The sequence below is a fragment of the Streptomyces sp. HB132 genome, from assembly GCF_016909575.1.
Taxonomy (GTDB): domain Bacteria; phylum Actinomycetota; class Actinomycetes; order Streptomycetales; family Streptomycetaceae; genus Streptomyces.
In genome coordinates this window covers 827,867-844,220 of record NZ_JAFBGA010000001.1, presented here as the reverse complement: position 1 = coordinate 844,220, position 16,354 = coordinate 827,867, and the positions used below count along the sequence as shown (strand labels likewise).

General features: G+C 70.9%; 17 protein-coding genes. 8 read left to right on the top strand and 9 right to left on the bottom strand.

Translation table 11 applies throughout. From position 1 onward, the window contains the following. Positions 1-10 precede the first annotated feature (10 nt). Positions 11-757, bottom strand: a complete 747-nt coding sequence (locus JOC24_RS04105) for a ferritin-like fold-containing protein (RefSeq protein ID WP_205018686.1) — start codon at positions 755-757, stop codon at positions 11-13. 473 nt (positions 758-1,230) lie between these two features. On the opposite strand from JOC24_RS04105, the gene JOC24_RS04100 reads away from it, so the two are divergent. Continuing rightward, entirely contained in the window at positions 1,231-3,201 is a 1,971-nt protein-coding gene (locus tag JOC24_RS04100) for a DEAD/DEAH box helicase (protein WP_307792630.1), read from the top strand. A 97-nt stretch (positions 3,202-3,298) separates the two neighbouring features. Further along, entirely contained in the window at positions 3,299-4,153 is an 855-nt protein-coding gene (locus tag JOC24_RS04095; protein WP_205018685.1) for an alpha/beta fold hydrolase, read from the top strand. A 223-nt stretch (positions 4,154-4,376) separates the two neighbouring features. Here the strand turns inward: JOC24_RS04095 and JOC24_RS04090 are convergent, their stop codons facing one another. After that, positions 4,377-5,288 (bottom strand): NYN domain-containing protein, encoded by a 912-nt coding sequence (locus tag JOC24_RS04090; RefSeq protein WP_205018684.1) that lies wholly within the window; start codon positions 5,286-5,288, stop codon positions 4,377-4,379. A gap of 210 nt (positions 5,289-5,498) precedes the next feature. On the opposite strand from JOC24_RS04090, the gene JOC24_RS04085 reads away from it, so the two are divergent. After that, entirely contained in the window at positions 5,499-5,651 is a 153-nt protein-coding gene (locus tag JOC24_RS04085) for a hypothetical protein (protein ID WP_167359504.1), read from the top strand. 112 nt (positions 5,652-5,763) lie between these two features. Here JOC24_RS04085 and JOC24_RS04080 read toward each other — a convergent pair whose 3' ends face one another. The 4 genes from JOC24_RS04080 to JOC24_RS04065 all read right to left on the bottom strand — a co-directional run bounded on the left by JOC24_RS04080 (position 5,764) and on the right by JOC24_RS04065 (position 8,830). Further along, positions 5,764-6,369, bottom strand: a complete 606-nt coding sequence (locus JOC24_RS04080; protein ID WP_205018683.1) for a MarC family protein — start codon at positions 6,367-6,369, stop codon at positions 5,764-5,766. Positions 6,370-6,488: 119 nt separating this feature from the next. After that, positions 6,489-7,355 carry a PHP domain-containing protein gene (locus tag JOC24_RS04075; RefSeq protein ID WP_205018682.1) on the bottom strand — a complete coding sequence of 289 codons (867 nt, stop codon included), beginning with the start codon at positions 7,353-7,355 and terminating at the stop codon, positions 6,489-6,491. A gap of 94 nt (positions 7,356-7,449) precedes the next feature. After that, positions 7,450-8,094, bottom strand: a complete 645-nt coding sequence (locus tag JOC24_RS04070; protein ID WP_205018681.1) for a DUF6758 family protein — start codon at positions 8,092-8,094, stop codon at positions 7,450-7,452. Between the two features lie 151 nt (positions 8,095-8,245). Further along, positions 8,246-8,830 (bottom strand): suppressor of fused domain protein, encoded by a 585-nt coding sequence (locus JOC24_RS04065; protein WP_205018680.1) that lies wholly within the window; start codon positions 8,828-8,830, stop codon positions 8,246-8,248. A gap of 412 nt (positions 8,831-9,242) precedes the next feature. Here JOC24_RS04065 and JOC24_RS04060 point away from each other — a divergent pair, with 412 nt between their 5' ends. After that, complete coding sequence (locus JOC24_RS04060) at positions 9,243-10,358, top strand: magnesium and cobalt transport protein CorA (RefSeq protein WP_205018679.1); 1,116 nt, start codon at positions 9,243-9,245, stop codon at positions 10,356-10,358. 30 nt (positions 10,359-10,388) lie between these two features. After that, the gene (locus JOC24_RS04055; protein ID WP_205018678.1) at positions 10,389-10,907 is read left to right on the top strand and encodes a hypothetical protein; all 519 of its coding nucleotides are present in this window, start codon (positions 10,389-10,391) and stop codon (positions 10,905-10,907) included. A 42-nt stretch (positions 10,908-10,949) separates the two neighbouring features. Here JOC24_RS04055 and JOC24_RS04050 read toward each other — a convergent pair whose 3' ends face one another. Continuing rightward, entirely contained in the window at positions 10,950-11,702 is a 753-nt protein-coding gene (locus JOC24_RS04050; RefSeq protein ID WP_205018677.1) for a hypothetical protein, read from the bottom strand. Positions 11,703-11,872: 170 nt separating this feature from the next. Here JOC24_RS04050 and JOC24_RS04045 point away from each other — a divergent pair, with 170 nt between their 5' ends. The 3 genes from JOC24_RS04045 to JOC24_RS04035 all read left to right on the top strand — a co-directional run bounded on the left by JOC24_RS04045 (position 11,873) and on the right by JOC24_RS04035 (position 14,978). After that, on the top strand, positions 11,873-13,147 hold the full coding sequence (locus JOC24_RS04045) for a magnesium transporter MgtE N-terminal domain-containing protein (RefSeq protein ID WP_205018676.1): 1,275 nt from the start codon (positions 11,873-11,875) through the stop codon (positions 13,145-13,147). Next, positions 13,137-13,715 (top strand): DUF1003 domain-containing protein, encoded by a 579-nt coding sequence (locus JOC24_RS04040; protein ID WP_205018675.1) that lies wholly within the window; start codon positions 13,137-13,139, stop codon positions 13,713-13,715. The genes JOC24_RS04045 and JOC24_RS04040 overlap by 11 nt, the downstream gene beginning before the upstream one ends. Positions 13,716-13,844: 129 nt before the next feature. Then, on the top strand, positions 13,845-14,978 hold the full coding sequence (locus tag JOC24_RS04035; RefSeq protein ID WP_205018674.1) for an Mrp/NBP35 family ATP-binding protein: 1,134 nt from the start codon (positions 13,845-13,847) through the stop codon (positions 14,976-14,978). A 70-nt stretch (positions 14,979-15,048) separates the two neighbouring features. On the opposite strand, the gene JOC24_RS04030 is transcribed toward JOC24_RS04035, so the two are convergent. Further along, on the bottom strand, positions 15,049-15,711 hold the full coding sequence (locus JOC24_RS04030; protein WP_205018673.1) for a hypothetical protein: 663 nt from the start codon (positions 15,709-15,711) through the stop codon (positions 15,049-15,051). A gap of 126 nt (positions 15,712-15,837) precedes the next feature. Beyond that, positions 15,838-16,302, bottom strand: coding sequence for a sec-independent translocase (locus tag JOC24_RS04025; RefSeq protein WP_205018672.1), 465 nt, complete (start codon positions 16,300-16,302; stop codon positions 15,838-15,840). Positions 16,303-16,354 lie beyond the last annotated feature (52 nt).

Sequence of the window (16,354 nt, the reverse complement as noted above, 5' to 3'; positions counted from 1 at the left end):
CGGGCGCTCGTCAGGCGGCGAGGCCGAGCGCCGCCATGCGCTTGGTGTGCGCCTCTGTGATCCGGGAGAACATGCGACCGACCTCGGCCAGGTCGAAGCCGTCCGCCACGCCGCCCACCAGCATCGTCGACAGGGCGTCGCGGTCCGCGACCACGCGCTGCGCCTGCGAGAGCGCCTCCCCCATCAGCCTGCGCGCCCACAGGGCGAGCCTGCCGCCGACCCGGGGCTCCGCCTCGATGGCGGCCCGGACCTTCTCGACCGCGAAGTTCCCGTGGCCCGTGTCGTCGAGCACGGACAGGACGAGGGAGCGTGTGTCCGTGTCGAGCCGCGCGGCGATCTCCCGGTAGAAGTCACTGGCGATCGAATCGCCCACGTACGCCTTGACCAGGCCCTCCAGCCAGTCCGACGGGGCCGTCTGGCGGTGGAAGTCGTCCAGCGGCTTGGCGAACGGCTCCATTGCCGCGGTCGGCTGCTCCTCGATGGCGCTCAGCCGGTCGGTCAGCTTCTCGAAATGATGGAATTCCGCGGACGCCATCCTCGCCAGTGCCGCCTTGTCACCGAGTGTCGGCGCGAGTTTGGCGTCCTCGGCGAGCCGCTCGAAGGCCGCGAGTTCCCCGTAGGCGAGCGCGCCCAGCAGATCCACGACCGCGGCGCGGTACTGCGGGTCGGTGGAAGCGGTGCCCCAGTCCTGGGCCGCGATCCCGGTCGGTGCGGGCGCTGCGTCGGATGCTTCAATGGCGTTGTCAGGCGTCTCCATGAAGCGCAGAATAGCCCGCCCGACGGAGGGCCCGAGGGCCCGGTCAGCGGGAGACATCACACCGTTCCGATGAATTCGCCCAACACGTATGCGCGAATCCGGGGTACAGTGGTATTGCGCTTACTGAGCATTTGCTGTGCCAGGAGCGCGACCTTGAATGAGGATGCCCGGTCGGTGGCCCGATCGGCTCCGACCCGAAAGCCCTCCACGCGAGGCGTACGACACGTACGACCGCAGATGAGGGGCCCCCTCAGCGGCACGAGCGCTCGAGCGACGGCAGTGGTCCCGCGCCACCCGGCCCATCCACGGCCGGATGACCAACCCCGGCACGGTACGACCCCCAGCGTTCGCCTCGGGCCGCGTCTCACAGAAGAGGCAGCACCCTGACTACGTTCCGCGACCTCGGAATCCTCACCGAGACGGCCGAAGCCCTCGAGGCGGTCGGCATCACGTCCCCCTTCCCCATCCAGGAGCTGACGCTCCCCGTAGCGCTCTCCGGCTCCGACGTCATCGGCCAGGCCAAGACCGGCACCGGCAAGACGCTCGGCTTCGGTCTCCCGCTCCTCGAGCGCGTGACCGTCCCCGCCGACGTCGAGGCGGGACGCGCCGCGCCCGAGAAGCTGACGGACGCGCCGCAGGCCCTGATCGTCGTCCCCACCCGCGAGCTCTGTCAGCAGGTCACCAACGACCTGCTGACCGCCGGCAAGGTGCGTAACGTCCGAGTTCTCGCCATCTACGGCGGCCGGGCCTACGAGCCCCAGGTCGAGGCCCTGAAGAAGGGCGTCGACATCATCGTCGGCACCCCGGGACGGCTGCTCGACCTGGCGGGCCAGCGCAAGCTCGACCTGTCGCACATCCGCGCCCTCGTCCTGGACGAGGCCGACGAGATGCTCGACCTGGGCTTCCTGCCCGACGTCGAGCGCATCATCACGATGCTGCCTCCGAAGCGCCAGACGATGCTGTTCTCGGCCACCATGCCCGGTGCCGTCATCAGCCTCGCCCGCCGCTACATGTCGCAGCCGACGCACATCAACGCCACGTCACCCGACGACGAGGGCACGACCGTCAAGAACACGGTCCAGCACGTCTACCGCGCGCACAACATGGACAAGCCCGAGATGGTCTCGCGCATCCTGCAGGCCGAGGGCCGCGGGCTGGCGATGATCTTCTGCCGTACGAAGCGGACGGCGGCCGACATCGCGGAGCAGCTCGAGAAGCGCGGCTTCGCGTCCGGCGCGGTCCACGGTGACCTCGGCCAGGGCGCCCGCGAGCAGGCGCTGCGTGCCTTCCGCAACGGCAAGGTGGACGTCCTCGTCTGCACCGACGTCGCCGCACGCGGCATCGACGTCGGCGGTGTGACCCATGTCATCAACTACCAGTCGCCGGAGGACGAGAAGACCTACCTCCACCGCATCGGCCGTACCGGCCGCGCGGGCGCCAAGGGCATCGCGATCACGCTGGTCGACTGGGACGACATCCCGCGCTGGCAGCTGATCAACAAGGCTCTGGACCTGAAGTTCCCGGACCCGCCGGAGACCTACTCCACGTCCCCGCACCTCTACGAGGACCTCGGCATCCCGGCCGGCACCAAGGGTGTCCTGCCGCGCACCGAGCGGACCCGTGCCGGTCTGCGCGCGGAGGAGATCGAGGACCTCGGCGAGACGGGCGGCCGCGGCCGCAAGTCCGCCGCGCCCGCCGCGGCCCCCAGCGAGGAGCGTCCGCCGCGCACCCCGCGTCAGCGTCGTCGTACCCGTGGCGGTGGAGCCCTCGACGAGGGTGCCGTCACCGTGCCCGCGCCCGCCGTCGAGGCGAGCGGTGACGACACGTCGGAGCCGCGCACCCCGCGCCGTCGGCGCCGGACCCGTGCCGCGGCCCCCGAGGCCGTGGCGGAGGCCGCGGTGGCCGTGGCCGAGACGCCGGTGACCGTGGCCGAGACCCCGGACGTCGCGCCCGCCCCCGAGGCCGAGCCGGCCGCCGAGGCGAAGCCGCGCCGCCGTCGCGCTCCGCGTGCGACGGCCACCCGGTCGGCCGTCGCACCGGCCCCGGCGGCCGAGCCCGTCGTCGACTTCCAGACGGTCGCCATCTCGGCACCGGCCGCGGAGCCCGTGGCCACCAAGCCGCGCCGCCGCACCCGGATCGTGAAGCCGGCCGACGAGGTCGACTTCCAGATCGCCCCGGTGTCGGAGCCCGTCACCGAGACGAAGCAGCGCCGCAGGCCCCGTGCCGCCACCAAGCCGAAGACCGAGGTGGCGGTCGAGACCGCGGTCACCACCGGGGACGCAGCGGAGACCAAGCCGCGTCGTCGTCGCCCGCGCGCCACGGCTGCCGAGAAGGCGGAGACCGCCGCGGTGACCGAGGCCGTGGCGGACGGCGGGACGGCCCCCGCCAAGCCGCGCAGGCGCCGTTCCCGCGCGGCGGCCGCCGCCGAGACGACCGAGAGCTGATCCGGCTCTCCCTGCGGCCCCGGTTCCCGCCTGTGCGGGGGCCGGGGCCGTACGCCTGCCCGGGCACGCCCCGGCACCCGGCGATACGCTCGGCCCCATGAGCCGGCCGCCCACCTTCACCCCGCCCCCCTGCGCCCGCGCCCGTGTGCTGCGTACCGAGCGCGGGGACTTCGCCGTGCTGGACGCCGTACCGCGTACCGCCGCGCATTCCACCGCGCTCCTCCTGCCGGGGTACACCGGCAGCAAGGAGGACTTCATCGCGCTGCTCGAACCCCTCACCGAGGCCGGTTTCCGTGTCCTGGCGGTGGACGGCAGGGGGCAGTACGAGACCGAGGGCCCGGACGAGCAAGAGGCTTATGCGCAGGGCGAGTTGGCCCGCGACGTACTCGCTCAGGCCGCTGCTCTCGGCTACGCTCCCCCGGCAGGGGGCGTCCATCTTCTCGGGCACTCCCTGGGCGGCCAGATCGCCCGCGCGGCGGTTCTCCTGGACGCCACGCCGTTCCGTTCGCTGACCCTGATGTCGTCCGGCCCCGCCGAGATCTGCACGGACCAGCAGAAGAAGGCCCAGCTGCTCGGGGACGCGCTCGGCCGCTGGAGCATGGCCGACGTCTGGCAGGCGATGCGTGCCATGGACCCGCCGGAGGACGCGGACACCGGGGAGGGCGAGGGTCTGCGCCGGCGCTGGATGCTCCATAACCCGGCGCAGCTGATCGCCACCGGCGCACAGCTGTCGGCCGAGCCGGACAGGGTTGCCGAGCTGGCCGGGCTGGCCCTCCCCGTGCATGTGATCTCGGGCGAGCGCGACGACGTGTGGCCGGTTCCGCTGTTCGACGGGATGGCGCAGCGACTGGGCGCCCGCCGCACCGTGATCGAGGGGGCCGAGCACTCCCCCAACACGGCCCGCCCGCTGGAGACGGCGGCGGCGCTGGTGTCGTTCTGGAAGAGCCTCTGACCCGTCCTCCGGCCCTCCCTGCCGTCGAGGGGCAGGGGATGCCCGGCGGCACGGCGAAGAGGGGGCGCGGTCCGTCGCGGAGGTCCGGTGGAACGCCCGGCGCCCGGTACCCCGCACCGTCCGCGCCCTCCCGTGCCCTGCTGTTCGCGCTCGGCGGCCCCGGTCGATGAGTGGGTCCGCACCGACGGCCCGCGCCGCTCCGGCCCTCGGCGCGGGCCCGGTGTCAGTACTGCGCCTGTAGGTGCTGCCAGAAGCCGTCGCGCAGCGCCCGGCGCAGGTGCGCGTGGCCGCGCAGCGAGTGCTGGAGGAGCCGTTCGGCCTCGACGAGCAGGTCCTGGTCGACGGAGCCCGGCAGGTAGGGGTGTCCGGGCAGCAGGTCCGCGAGGGCGTCGCGGCCACGCGAGGAGAGCCAGCCGGCGGCGATCTGCGCGCCGACGAAACGGACGTCCTCGCGCGCGGGGGCCGGACTGTCGTCCTCGTACATCGTGACGGAGCGCCGGGTCACGTACGGACGGCAGAAGTCGAGGTCGAAGGTGCGCTGGCTGTCGACCTCCCAGAGCAACGGCTCGGCCTGGTTGCGGCCTTCGCCCGCCTCGATGCCCCAGAGGTGGACACGGGCGCCGTACCCCTGGGCGGCCTCGACGGCCGAGACCAGGTCCTCGTCGCCGCCGACGAGTGCCGCGTCGCTGATGGCACGGTGCCGGGCGAGCGACTCGAGGTCGGTGCGGATGAGTGAGTCGACGCCCTTCTGCTGGTTGTTGGCGTTGAGGTTGCCGAGCCTGACCTTGACGTCGGGGAGTTCGGCGATGGACTGCTGCTCGACGGTGTGGATCCGGCGTCTGGCTCCGTCGTACCAGTACACGCGGAGCAGCCTGCTGTCCGCGAAGATCGTGCGGGCCTTGTCGATGAACGCCTCGATCAGCCCCTCCGCGTCCAGGTCGAAGGACCGGCGGTCCTCGGTTCCGGTGACGAGCAGTCCGGCGGCCGCGTAGACGTAGCCCGCGTCCACGAAGATCGCGTGGGTGGAAGGGGTCTTCGACACCTCGGCGAGTACGCGCTGGAGCAGCTCGTTGGTGCGGTCCAGCTGCTCGCGGATGCCCGGCTCCTCGTCCGTCCGCGTGTCCTCGTGACTCATGCGGGCCTCATCGTCCGCGTATGCATGATTACCGACGGGTACTTAGACATCCAAAAAATTTCCTTAGCGTAGGGAATGTTTGCAGTAGGCAAGTCGTTGTACCCCCATGAGGAGCGCGAGACACACATGCCTTGCGCTCCCATCCTTGTGGACGGCAGGCCCGTCCGACCAGTAGTTCTCCAGCAGGAGGATCAGACGAAGGGAAGCCTTATGCGCTTCGAGATCATGCGACTCGACGATGTCGACGGTACCGCCGTGGACAGCACCGTTGTGGACGCCGCCTCCGTCAACCGGATCGTGCAGCAGGCCGCGGCAATAGGCCAGCGCATCTACATCCGGCCGGCCGACACGTCGGCTTCGTAACACCTTTTCCCGCTTCGAGTCGCTGAGTACGAGCGCATGAAGAGATGACGACGAGGCGCCCCCGCGCGGAAGATCCGTGCGGGGGCGCTGTGGTGTCCGGACCCTTCGGCTCTCAGGAGTTCTGGACGACCTGGGTGACGCCGTTGATGATCTGCTGTACGGCGATGGCCGAGAGCATCATGCCCGCGAGGCGGGTCACCAGGACCACTCCGCCGTCCTTGATCACGCGGATGATCAGCAGCGAGTACCGCATGGTCACCCAGAGCACGACGTGCATCGCCACGATCGCCGACCAGACCGAGATCCGGCCGGCCGCCCCGTCGGCGTTCTGCACCGCGAGGATCACCGAGACGATCGCGCCGGGCCCGGCGAGCAGCGGCATGCCGAGCGGCACGAGTGCCACGTTGACGTCCTTGGTCTGCGTCGGCTCGTCCGTCTTGCCGGTGAGCAGGTCCAGCGCGATGAGCAGCAGGAGCAGCCCGCCCGCGATCATCAGTGCGGGCACGGAGACGTGCAGGTAGTCGAGGATCTGCTGGCCGAGCAGGCCGAAGACGGCGATCACGCCGAAGGCGACGGTGACGGCCTGCAGAGCCATCCTGCGCTGCACCTTTGCGGGGCGGCCCGCGGTGAGGGCCAGGAAGATCGGGGTGATTCCGGGTGGATCCATGATCACGAAGAGGGTGAGGAAGAGGGATCCGAAGACAGCGATGTCGAACACGGTGAGCCTTGCGAGAGAAGTACGGGCCGAACAGGAGGGTGCGCGCACCGGTGCGTCACGGCGGCACCGGGACGCGCGAGGGCGCGCGAAGGAAGAGGGGGAGGAGGGAAAGAGCTCCGTTACGCGGGGAGCGGCCCGCCGGCGCCCGGCACGGGGAACGCTCCCGTGGCGCGCCGGGTGATCTCGCCGTAGATCTCGGGGTCGGTGGTGTACTCCCCGAGCCGGACGGTCTTCCGGCTGCCGTGGTAGTCGCTTGACCCGGTGGGCAGCAGACCCAGCTCGGCGGCGAGCCCCCGCAGCCGGGCCTTCGTGGCCTCGTCGTGGTCCATGTGGTCGACCTCGATGCCGTCGAGTCCGGCGACGGCCAGCTTCTCGAACACGGCTTCGGGGACCACCGCGCCGCGCTTGACGGCGAGCGGGTGGGCGAGGACGGTGACGCCGCCCGCCGCCTTGACCAACCGGATCGCGTCGAACGGGTCGAGTTCGTGCTTGTCGGCGTACGCGCGTCCGCCGTTGCCGAGCCAGGCCGAGGTGAAGGCGTCGGAGACCGTGTCCACGACCCCCAGCTCCACGAGCGCGGTCGCGACGTGCGGACGGCCGACGGAGCCTTCCCCGGCGATGCGCGCGACCTGCTCCCAGGTGATCGGAACCCCCAGCTCCCGGAGCCTGCCCACCATGGCCTGCGCCCGTGGCACCCGGTCGTCCCGGACGAGCTCGCGCTCGCGGGCCAGTTCGGGCTCGGAGGGGTCGAAGAGGTAGGCCAGCATGTGCAGGCCGATGCCGTCGACGCGGCAGGAGAGTTCGGCGCCGGTGACGAGCGTGAGCCCCTCGGGGAGGGCGGCCGCCGCCTCGGCGTGGCCTGCGACCGTGTCGTGATCGGTCAGGGCGACGACGTCGAGGCCCGCCGCGGCGGCGTTGGCCACCAGCTCGGCGGGGGTGTCCGTGCCGTCCGAAGCGGTGGAGTGGGTGTGCAGATCGATGCGCACGACGTGTACTCCGGTGCTGGTGGGCGGACAGGGGACGCTCAAGGGTAACCGCCGGGCGTCACCCTTTCGGCCCCCTCCCGGCGGCGCGGCCCGGTCAGGGCGGTGCGATCAGCCGGGGGGTGAGCGCCCCGCACGGCAGGAGGTCCACCTCGCCGCCCGCGTCGCGCAGGTCGGTCAGCACCAGTTCGTCGTACATCATGAGCCCCGACTGCTCGGGCCACACGATCGCCCAGAGCCACAGGCCGCGCGCCTCACCCGCGAAGACCGCGCGGTCGGCGGGGGCGTCCTTGACGTGCCACAGGGCGGTGGGGCGTCCCGCCGCGAGCACCTTGGAATCCGGCGCCGCGTCGACGCGCAGGCCCGAGCCGGGGTCGGGGCCCTCGATGCCGGCGTAGCGCGCGCCGAGCCCGACGCCGAGCTCCTCGGCGACGAGCAGCAGCTCCCCCATGCCTCCGAGTGGCCCGGGGCCCGAACACGCGACGACGGTGGCCCGGCCGCCGCTGCGGTCGTCGCCCGCGTACGCCGCGCCCGTGAAAAGCCAGCCGACCGGAAGCGGCCAGGGCATCCACACGGGCACCTGGGCCCGGTGCACCACGACACCCAGCGCCTCGACGCTGGGCGGGACCACCGGCTGCATCGGGTTCACCTGGCCGTGCGCGGAGCACTGCCAGGCATCGGCGAAAAGACCGGGCGCCCTGACCCGGCCACCGCACTTCGGGCAACTGGGTTCGCCCCTCATAGCGCCCAACGGTCCTCTCCGGTCGTCCCCGCGTCAAGGACGATCACCCGTCCGCAGCGCGGCTCCGGCCGGAGAATATAGATGCATCTTGCATTTATTAGCGGTCTAATTTGTTCTGCGCTCCACGCGCCGAGGCCCCGTGCCCGGAGCGTCAGTCCAGCGGCACGGACGCACGCAGCGGATCCCGCAGGTCCGTCCCCTGCGAGAGCCAGCGTTCCTGGAGCTCCTCGGCGCCCTTGACCCGCTTCCACGCGGCCTCGTTGTGCGTCATCGGCAGCAGCGGGAGGAAGCGCACCGGGTCCATCGGGGCGTCGAGCGCCAGGTCCTCGACCAGGCCGCCCGGCTCGGCGACCAGGACGGAGCTGAAGGGGGCCCCGGCCCACAGCGGCTCCCCGATGTCCAGCGAGGCCCCGGGGGCCACGATCAGCCCCTCGACCTGCGGGGAGGCCGCCAGCACCGCGAGGGGCCGCAGCACCTGGTCGGTGTCGGCGAGGCCCATCCGCACGGACAGGACCAGCTCGGCACGCGGGCCCTTCACCGGGTCGGCGAGGGGCGAGGTCGGGTCGGCCATCGGCCGGTCGGACATCCCGAGCGTGGCGTAGCGCACCACATCTCCGTCGACGAAGCGGAGCACCTCGATGCGGTCCGTGCCGAGGAATGTCACCTCCGCACGCGCGTCCGGCTCGCCCAGCGCCGTACGGAGCCTGGCTTCGACCAGATCAAGAATTTCTCCCATGCCGCGAGCATAGAACGCGTCCGGAACGGGCAAAGGACGGGATTGGGTCTTCACCCGGCTGATAGCCTGAGGCGTCGGTCGGGACAGCACGCAGAAGCGTCGCTCTCAGTCCTGACAACACGTGATCCCCTACGGGGGACCGGCCGGAGGAGGTGGGGCCGCGGTGGATCCAAGTCGACCGTGCAGTACCGACCGCCCTTCCGCTCGACGCCTTCCTTCTGTGATCTGACGCCTTCCCGGACGTCACCACGGCAGTTCGCGCACCGGAAGAGCCCTCGTTTTTTGCCTGTCTGTAGCGAACGCCGTCATCGTGCCCGCGCGGTGCCGCCCGCTTTGCGGACGTGAGCGCACGTCCCCATTCCGGGCTGTTCCACGCCCCCCGCCGACGGCCCTCCGTGAAGAGGAGCCAGCCATGTCGATGATCCGTGACCTGCGCGCCGCAGTGCGCCCGTCCCTGCGCAAGAGCAACACCCCGTACAACAGCTACGACGCCACGCGTGACCCCTCGGCCTCCAGCGCCGTCGTCGACTGCGCGGTCTACCGGGACGGGCGCCGGCTCGCCGACGCCTCCTGCCAGACACCGCGGGAGGCGATGCTGAGAGTGCGGGAGGAGGGCGGCTTCGCCTGGATCGGCCTGCACGAGCCGACCGAGGAGGAGTTCGCCGGTATCGCCCGGGAGTTCGGCCTCCACCCGCTCGCCGTCGAGGACGCGGTCCACGCCCACCAGCGGCCCAAGCTGGAGCGGTACGACGACACGCTGTTCACCGTCTTCAAGACGATCCACTACGTCGAGCACGCCGAACTGACCGCCACCAGCGAGGTCGTCGAGACCGGCGAGGTGATGTGCTTCACCGGGCGGGACTTCGTGATCACCGTCCGGCACGGCGGGCAGGGTTCGCTGCGCGCCCTGCGCCACCGCCTCCAGGAGGATCCCGAGCTGCTCGCCAAAGGGCCTTCCGCCGTGCTGCACTCCATCGCCGACCACGTCGTCGACGGCTACATCGCGGTGGCGGCCTCGGTGCAGGACGACATCGACGAGGTGGAGATCGACGTCTTCTCCACCCCGGCCAAGGGCACGCCCCGCGGTTCGGACGCGGGCCGGATCTACCAGCTCAAGCGCGAGGTCCTGGAGTTCAAGCGCGCCGTGTCGCCGCTGCTGCGGCCGATGCAGCTGCTGAGCGAGCGCCCGATGCGGCTCATCGACCCCGACATCCAGAAGTACTTCCGCGACGTGGCCGACCACCTGGCCCGGGTGCACGAGGAGGTCATCGGCTTCGACGAGCTGCTCAACTCGATCCTCCAGGCCAACCTGGCGCAGGCGACCGTCACCCAGAACGAGGACATGCGCAAGATCACCTCCTGGGCGGCCATCATCGCCGTACCGACGATGATCTGCGGGGTCTACGGCATGAACTTCGAGCACATGCCCGAACTGCGGTGGACCTACGGCTATCCGATGGTGCTGGCACTCATCGGCGTCGTCTGCTTCTCCATCCACCGCACCCTCAAGCGCAACGGCTGGCTCTGATCCGAACCCCTCGGCCACTAGAGTTCGGGCATGACTGCTGCTGACGTGTTGCTTGCCCGGGCTCTCGTCGAGGAGGCCACCAAGAAGTCCGGCCTGATCTGGGTGCGGGCCACCGGCCCCTCCCGGGCGTTGTGGCACGTGTGGCACGAGGGCGCCGCCCTGCTCGTCGGGGACGGCCCCGGGGAGCAGCCGCTCCCCGCCGGGCTGGACACCGGTGCCGCCGCCGAGGTGACCGTACGCAGCAAGGACAAGGGGGGCAGGCTCGTGGCCTGGACCGCCGCCGTGGCGGTGCTGGAGCCGCACTCCGAGGAGTGGGAGGCGGCGGTCGGCGAGCTCAGGGGCAAGCGGCTGAACGCACCGGACGCCGACCGGCTGACGGAACGCTGGGCACGTGAGTGCCGTGTCCTTCGGCTCACGCCCGGGGCGTCCAGCACCGACCTTCCGGACACCGCACTGGCGGCACGGCCGCTGCCCACCGGGGCGACCACGCAGCGGACCGCCCCCGCCGCACTCCCGCGCCTGCTCCTGAAGCGCCGTGGAAAGCGCTGAACGGCCTCCTTCGCACAGGACGCGGACGGCAGGCCGATCGCGTCAGGCGGAGGACTTGGGCAGCTCCCCGCCGTAGTCGACGGTGTCGCCCTCGGCCGGTGCCTCGAGCGGGAATGCCTCGCCCCAGTCGGCGAAGGTGACGGTGCCTCCGCCCCCGCCACGGGCCACGCGCAGGGGATACGGAGCGCCCTCCAGGGAGACGTCCAGCGCACCCCCCTCACCCTTTCCCCCCATGATCTGCACGGTGCGCACCCCGCCGACCGTGTCCCGGTCACCCTTGTTGATCTTCCCGTGGAGTGCGAGCACCCCGTCGAGGAGGGTCTCCTTCTCCGTGAATCCGCGCATCTGCCGGTAGGTCGGGTCGTCCTCGGGAACCTTGACGTACTTGCCTTCGAGCTTCTCGGCGGCCTGGTCGCTCCCGTCGTCGGCCTTGTCGTCCTTCCAGAAGCCCGCGTCGGCCTTGAGGTAGAGCTCGTCACCGATGCGCAGCAGTTCGAAGGTGTTCCGCTTCGAGGTGACCGACCCGGCTCCGCCCTTGCTGCTGAGTTGCATGTTCAGCGTGTACGTCCCGCCCTTGCTGACCAGCTTCCCCGTCAGCCGCACCATGTCGGCGGCGTCCGCGGAGGCCCGCGCCTTCTTGTCGATCTGCGGTGCCGTCAGCTTGCCGACGCCGTTGGTCCCCTTGTCCGGGTCCTCACCCGCGCAGGCTGTGAGCGAGACGGTCAGCCCTGCGCAGAGCACCACGGCGAAAGCGGTCCGGCGACGGGTCCGGACGGCCGGGGCGGAAGAGGTCACGGCGCACTGCCTCTCATCTGTGTGTCGGGGGTGGCAGACGGCAGCGTACCCGTGCCGGGTACGCCGTTCGGCAGAGCGCCGTACGGACGGTCCGCCAAGGCGTCGCCGACCGGCACGGGCTAGCCTGATCACGGCGGAGGAGGACTTGAGGACCGAGGGAGGCGCACAGGATGGCGGCAGGCACTCCCAGGGTTTTCGTCTCACACCTCGCCGGCGTACCGGTGTTCGACCCGAACGGGGATCAGGTCGGCCGGGTCCGAGATCTGGTGGCGATGCTCCGGGTGGGCGGCAAACCGCCGCGGCTGCTCGGCATGGTCGTCGAGGTCGTGAGCCGGCGTCGCATCTTCGTGCCGATGACCCGGGTGACGGGTGTCGAGTCGGGCCAGGTCATCACCACCGGCGTGGTCAACATGCGGCGGTTCGAGCAGCGCCCGACCGAGCGGCTCGTCCTCGGCGAGTTCCTCGACCGGCGGGTGCGCCTGAAGGAGACGGACGAGGAGGTGACCGTCCTGGACGTCGCCATCCAGCAGCTCCCGGCCCGCCGCGACTGGGAGATCGACAAGTTCTTCGTGCGCAAGGGGCGCGGCGGGGCCCTTCGCCGCAAGGGCGAGACCCTCACGGTGGAGTGGTCGGCGATCAGCGGCTTCTCGCTGGAGGAGCACGGGCAGGGCGCCGAGAACCTGGTGGCCACCTTCGAACGGCTGCGCCCCACCGATGTCGCCAACGCCCTGCACCACCTGACGCCCAAGCGCAGGGCCGAGGTCGCCGCGGCCCTGGACGACGACCGGCTCGCGGACGTCCTGGAGGAGCTCCCAGGTGACGACCAGGTGGAGATCCTGGGCAAGCTGGAGGAGGACCGCGCCGCGGACGTCCTGGAGGCGATGGACCCGGACGACGCCGCGGACCTGCTCTCGGAGCTGCCGGAGGCGGACAAGGAACGGCTGCTGGCCCTGATGCGGCCCGACGACGCCGCCGACGTACGGCGCCTGCTGTCGTACGAGGAGCGGACCGCGGGCGGTCTGATGACGACCGAACCGATCATCCTGCGGCCCGACGCGACGGTCGCGGACGCGCTGGCCAGGGTCCGCCAGCAGGACCTGTCCCCCGCGCTCGCCGCCCAGGTGTACGTCTGCCGGTCGCCGGACGAGACCCCCACCGGCAAGTACCTCGGCACCGTGCACTTCCAGCGACTGCTGCGGGATCCCCCGTTCACGCTGGTCAGCTCGATCGTCGACAGTGACCTCGTCCCCCTGCGGCCGGACACCCCGCTGCCCGCGGTGACCAGCTATCTGGCCGCGTACAACATGGTCTCGGTGCCCGTGGTCGACGAGAGCGGCTCGCTGCTGGGCGCGGTGACCGTCGACGACGTCCTGGACCACCTGCTCCCCGAGGACTGGCGCGAGACCGACTTCCTGGGTGAGGAGGAGATCACCGGTGGCCTCTGACGAGCGTTCGCGGGCCGCGCCGACGGGCGCCTCGGGCATCGTGCGCCCGCCGCGTTTCCGGCTCGACCAGCCGAAGGCGCCACGGCGCCGGCTGCTGCCCGAGTACGACCCCGAGGCTTTCGGCCGCTTCTCCGAACGCATCGCCCGCTTCCTGGGGACCGGGCGGTTCATCGTCTGGATGACCCTGATCATCATCCTGTGGGTGGTCTGGAACATCTTCGCGCCCGAGGAAGTGCGCTTCGACGAGTACCCGTTCATCTTCCTGACCCTGATGCTGTCCCTCCAGGCCTCCTACGCCGCCCCGCTGATCCTCCTCGCGCAGAACCGCCAGGACGACCGCGACCGGGTCACGCACGAACAGGACCGCAAGCAGAACGAGCGCTCGATCGCGGACACCGAGTTCCTCAGCCGGGAGATCGCCGCGCTCCGGATGGGCCTCGGGGAGGTCGCGACCCGGGACTGGATCCGCTCGGAGCTGGAGGCCATGGTCAAGGACATGGAGGAGCGCAGGGTGCTCCTCCCGGTCGAGAGTGACGAAGGCGACCGCGGAGGGGCTACCCGCCCGTAGGTACCCGCGCCGGACGCCCTCCCGTCGCCCACCACCACCCTTCCAAGGAGCGCGGCGCGCACCCGTTGCCCACCCGTCGCCCACCACCACCCTTCCAAGGAGCGCGGCGCGCACCCGTACTATCGGGGTATGGCTACGGAAGACGCGGTGCGCGAAGCACTGGCGACAGTGAACGACCCGGAGATCAACCGACCGATCACCGAGCTGGGCATGGTGAAATCGGTCGAGATCGATCCTGACGGTGTGGTCGCTGTCACCGTGTACCTCACGGTCTCCGGCTGCCCGATGCGCGAGACGATCACCAAGAACGTGACGGACGCGGTGGCCCGCGTCGAAGGCGTGTCGCGGGTCGAGGTCACCCTGGACGTGATGAGCGACGAACAGCGCAAGGAGCTCGCCTCCTCGCTGCGCGGCGGCACGGCGGAGCGCGAGGTGCCCTTCGCCAAGCCCGGCTCGCTGACCCGGGTCTACGCGGTCGCGTCCGGCAAGGGCGGCGTCGGCAAGTCCTCGGTGACGGTGAACCTCGCGGCGGCGATGGCGGCCGACGGGCTCAAGGTCGGTGTGGTCGACGCGGACATCTACGGGCACAGCGTGCCCCGGATGCTCGGCGCGGACGGCAAGCCCACCCAGGTCGAGAACATGATCATGCCGCCGTCCGCGCACGGCGTGAAGGTGATCTCCATCGGCATGTTCACCCCGGGCAACGCCCCGGTGGTGTGGCGCGGCCCGATGCTGCACCGCGCGCTGCAGCAGTTCCTCGCCGACGTGTACTGGGGCGACCTCGACCTCCTGCTGCTCGACCTGCCGCCGGGCACCGGCGACATCGCCATCTCCGTGGCCCAGCTCGTGCCGAACGCCGAGATCCTGGTCGTCACCACCCCGCAGCAGGCCGCCGCCGAGGTGGCCGAGCGGGCCGGCTCCATCGCCGTGCAGACCCACCAGAAGATCGTCGGCGTCGTCGAGAACATGTCGGGCATGCCGTGCCCGCACTGCGACGAGATGGTCGACGTGTTCGGTTCGGGTGGCGGACAGCGGGTCGCCGAGGGGCTGACGAAGACGGTCGGCGCCGAGGTCCCGGTGCTGGGGTCCATCCCGATCGACGTACGGCTGCGTGAGGGCGGCGACGAGGGCAAGCCCGTCGTCCTGTCCGACCCGGACTCCCCCGCGGGCTCCGCGCTGCGCTCCATCGCGGAGAAGCTGAGCGGCCGTCAGCGCGGTCTGTCCGGCATGTCGTTGGGGCTCACCCCGCGCAACAAGTTCTGAGCACCGTACGGGTGGGGGCGGCCTCTTCAGGAGACCGCCCCCACCCGTACGCCCGCTTGCCGCGTGCCGCTCAGCTCTCGTACGAGGCGATGTCGCCGATCACGGCGAATCCCAGGCCGTAGGCACTCATGCCACGTCCGTACGCGCCGATGTGCACCCCGTCGGGGGCCGATCCCGCCAGCACCCAGCCGAACTCGGACTCGCGGTAGTGGAAGTCCACCGGTACGCCGTCCACCGGAAGGGACAGCGTCGACCAGGGCGCCCGGCCCAGATCGTCCGCGAGCTCGAACGCGGTCTCCGTCTGCTGGTTCAGCCATTCGCCACGCAGGGTGTGGTCCATCTGCGGGGGCCAGGTGCTGTCCAGCAGGCCGGAGCCCGCCAGCCAGGCCGCCGACGAGACGGAGGTGGCGTCCAGGACCCCCGTGCCGTCGTCGCTGTCCCGCACGGGGCTGCTGCCCACGGTCACGACCACCGCGAAGCGCGCCTTCTCCGCCCCGGCGTCCGCCCGCACGACGGGCTCCTCACCGTGCCCGGTGGACCCGTGCTGCACCGTGTCGTCCGCCGCGGCGGTGACGTGCATCAGCCAGCGGGGCCCCGTGAAGGCCTCGTCCAGCCCGTACCAGGGGAACGGCGCCTTGAGATAGCCGTCGACCTTACGCCGGGTCGCCGCCACCCCCTCTTCGGTGACTGCGCTGGGCGCACCGTCCGCCCCTACCCGACTCGTCGTCTCCATCTGCCCGGCCGCCTCCTCGATCTTTCACTGATCCGGAGCGGCCCTCCCCCCGTGGGCATGGGCAACCTCGCAACCGGACAGATGGAGAATAGCCATACCCTCCGGACGAGTCGGGATTGACCGGTCTCAGGTGGCGTCTGCGTCGAAGGGCGGGCGCTCGGCCTTGGCCGGCTGCGCGGGCTTCTTCAGGAGGTCGGGCTCGGCGGTCCCCTGGGACGAAGCCGCCGCGCCGGAGGCCGCGGTGCCGGTCGACGAGGCGCTCTCGCGGCCGTTCACCGCGTCGGTGACGTCGGCCATCTCCTTGCGCAGGTCGAAGCTCTCGCGGATCTCCTTGAGCCCCAGTTCGTCGTTGCCGTCCATGAGCTGCTTGCGGACGAACGTCTTGGGGTTGAGGTCCTCGAACTCGAAGTCCTTGAACTGCGGTCCGAGCTCCGAGCGGATGTCCTCCTTGGCGCTGTCCGAGAACTCACGGATCTTGCGGATGGTGCGCGTGACGTCCTGGATGACCTTGGGCAGCTTCTCCGGGCCGAATACGAGCACGGCGAGAACCACGAGCGTCAGCAGCTCCAGTGCGCCTATGTCATTGAACACCTTGCTGCTCCTCGTGTTCTCCGCTGTGTTCTCCGCCGCCAGGTCGTCAGGG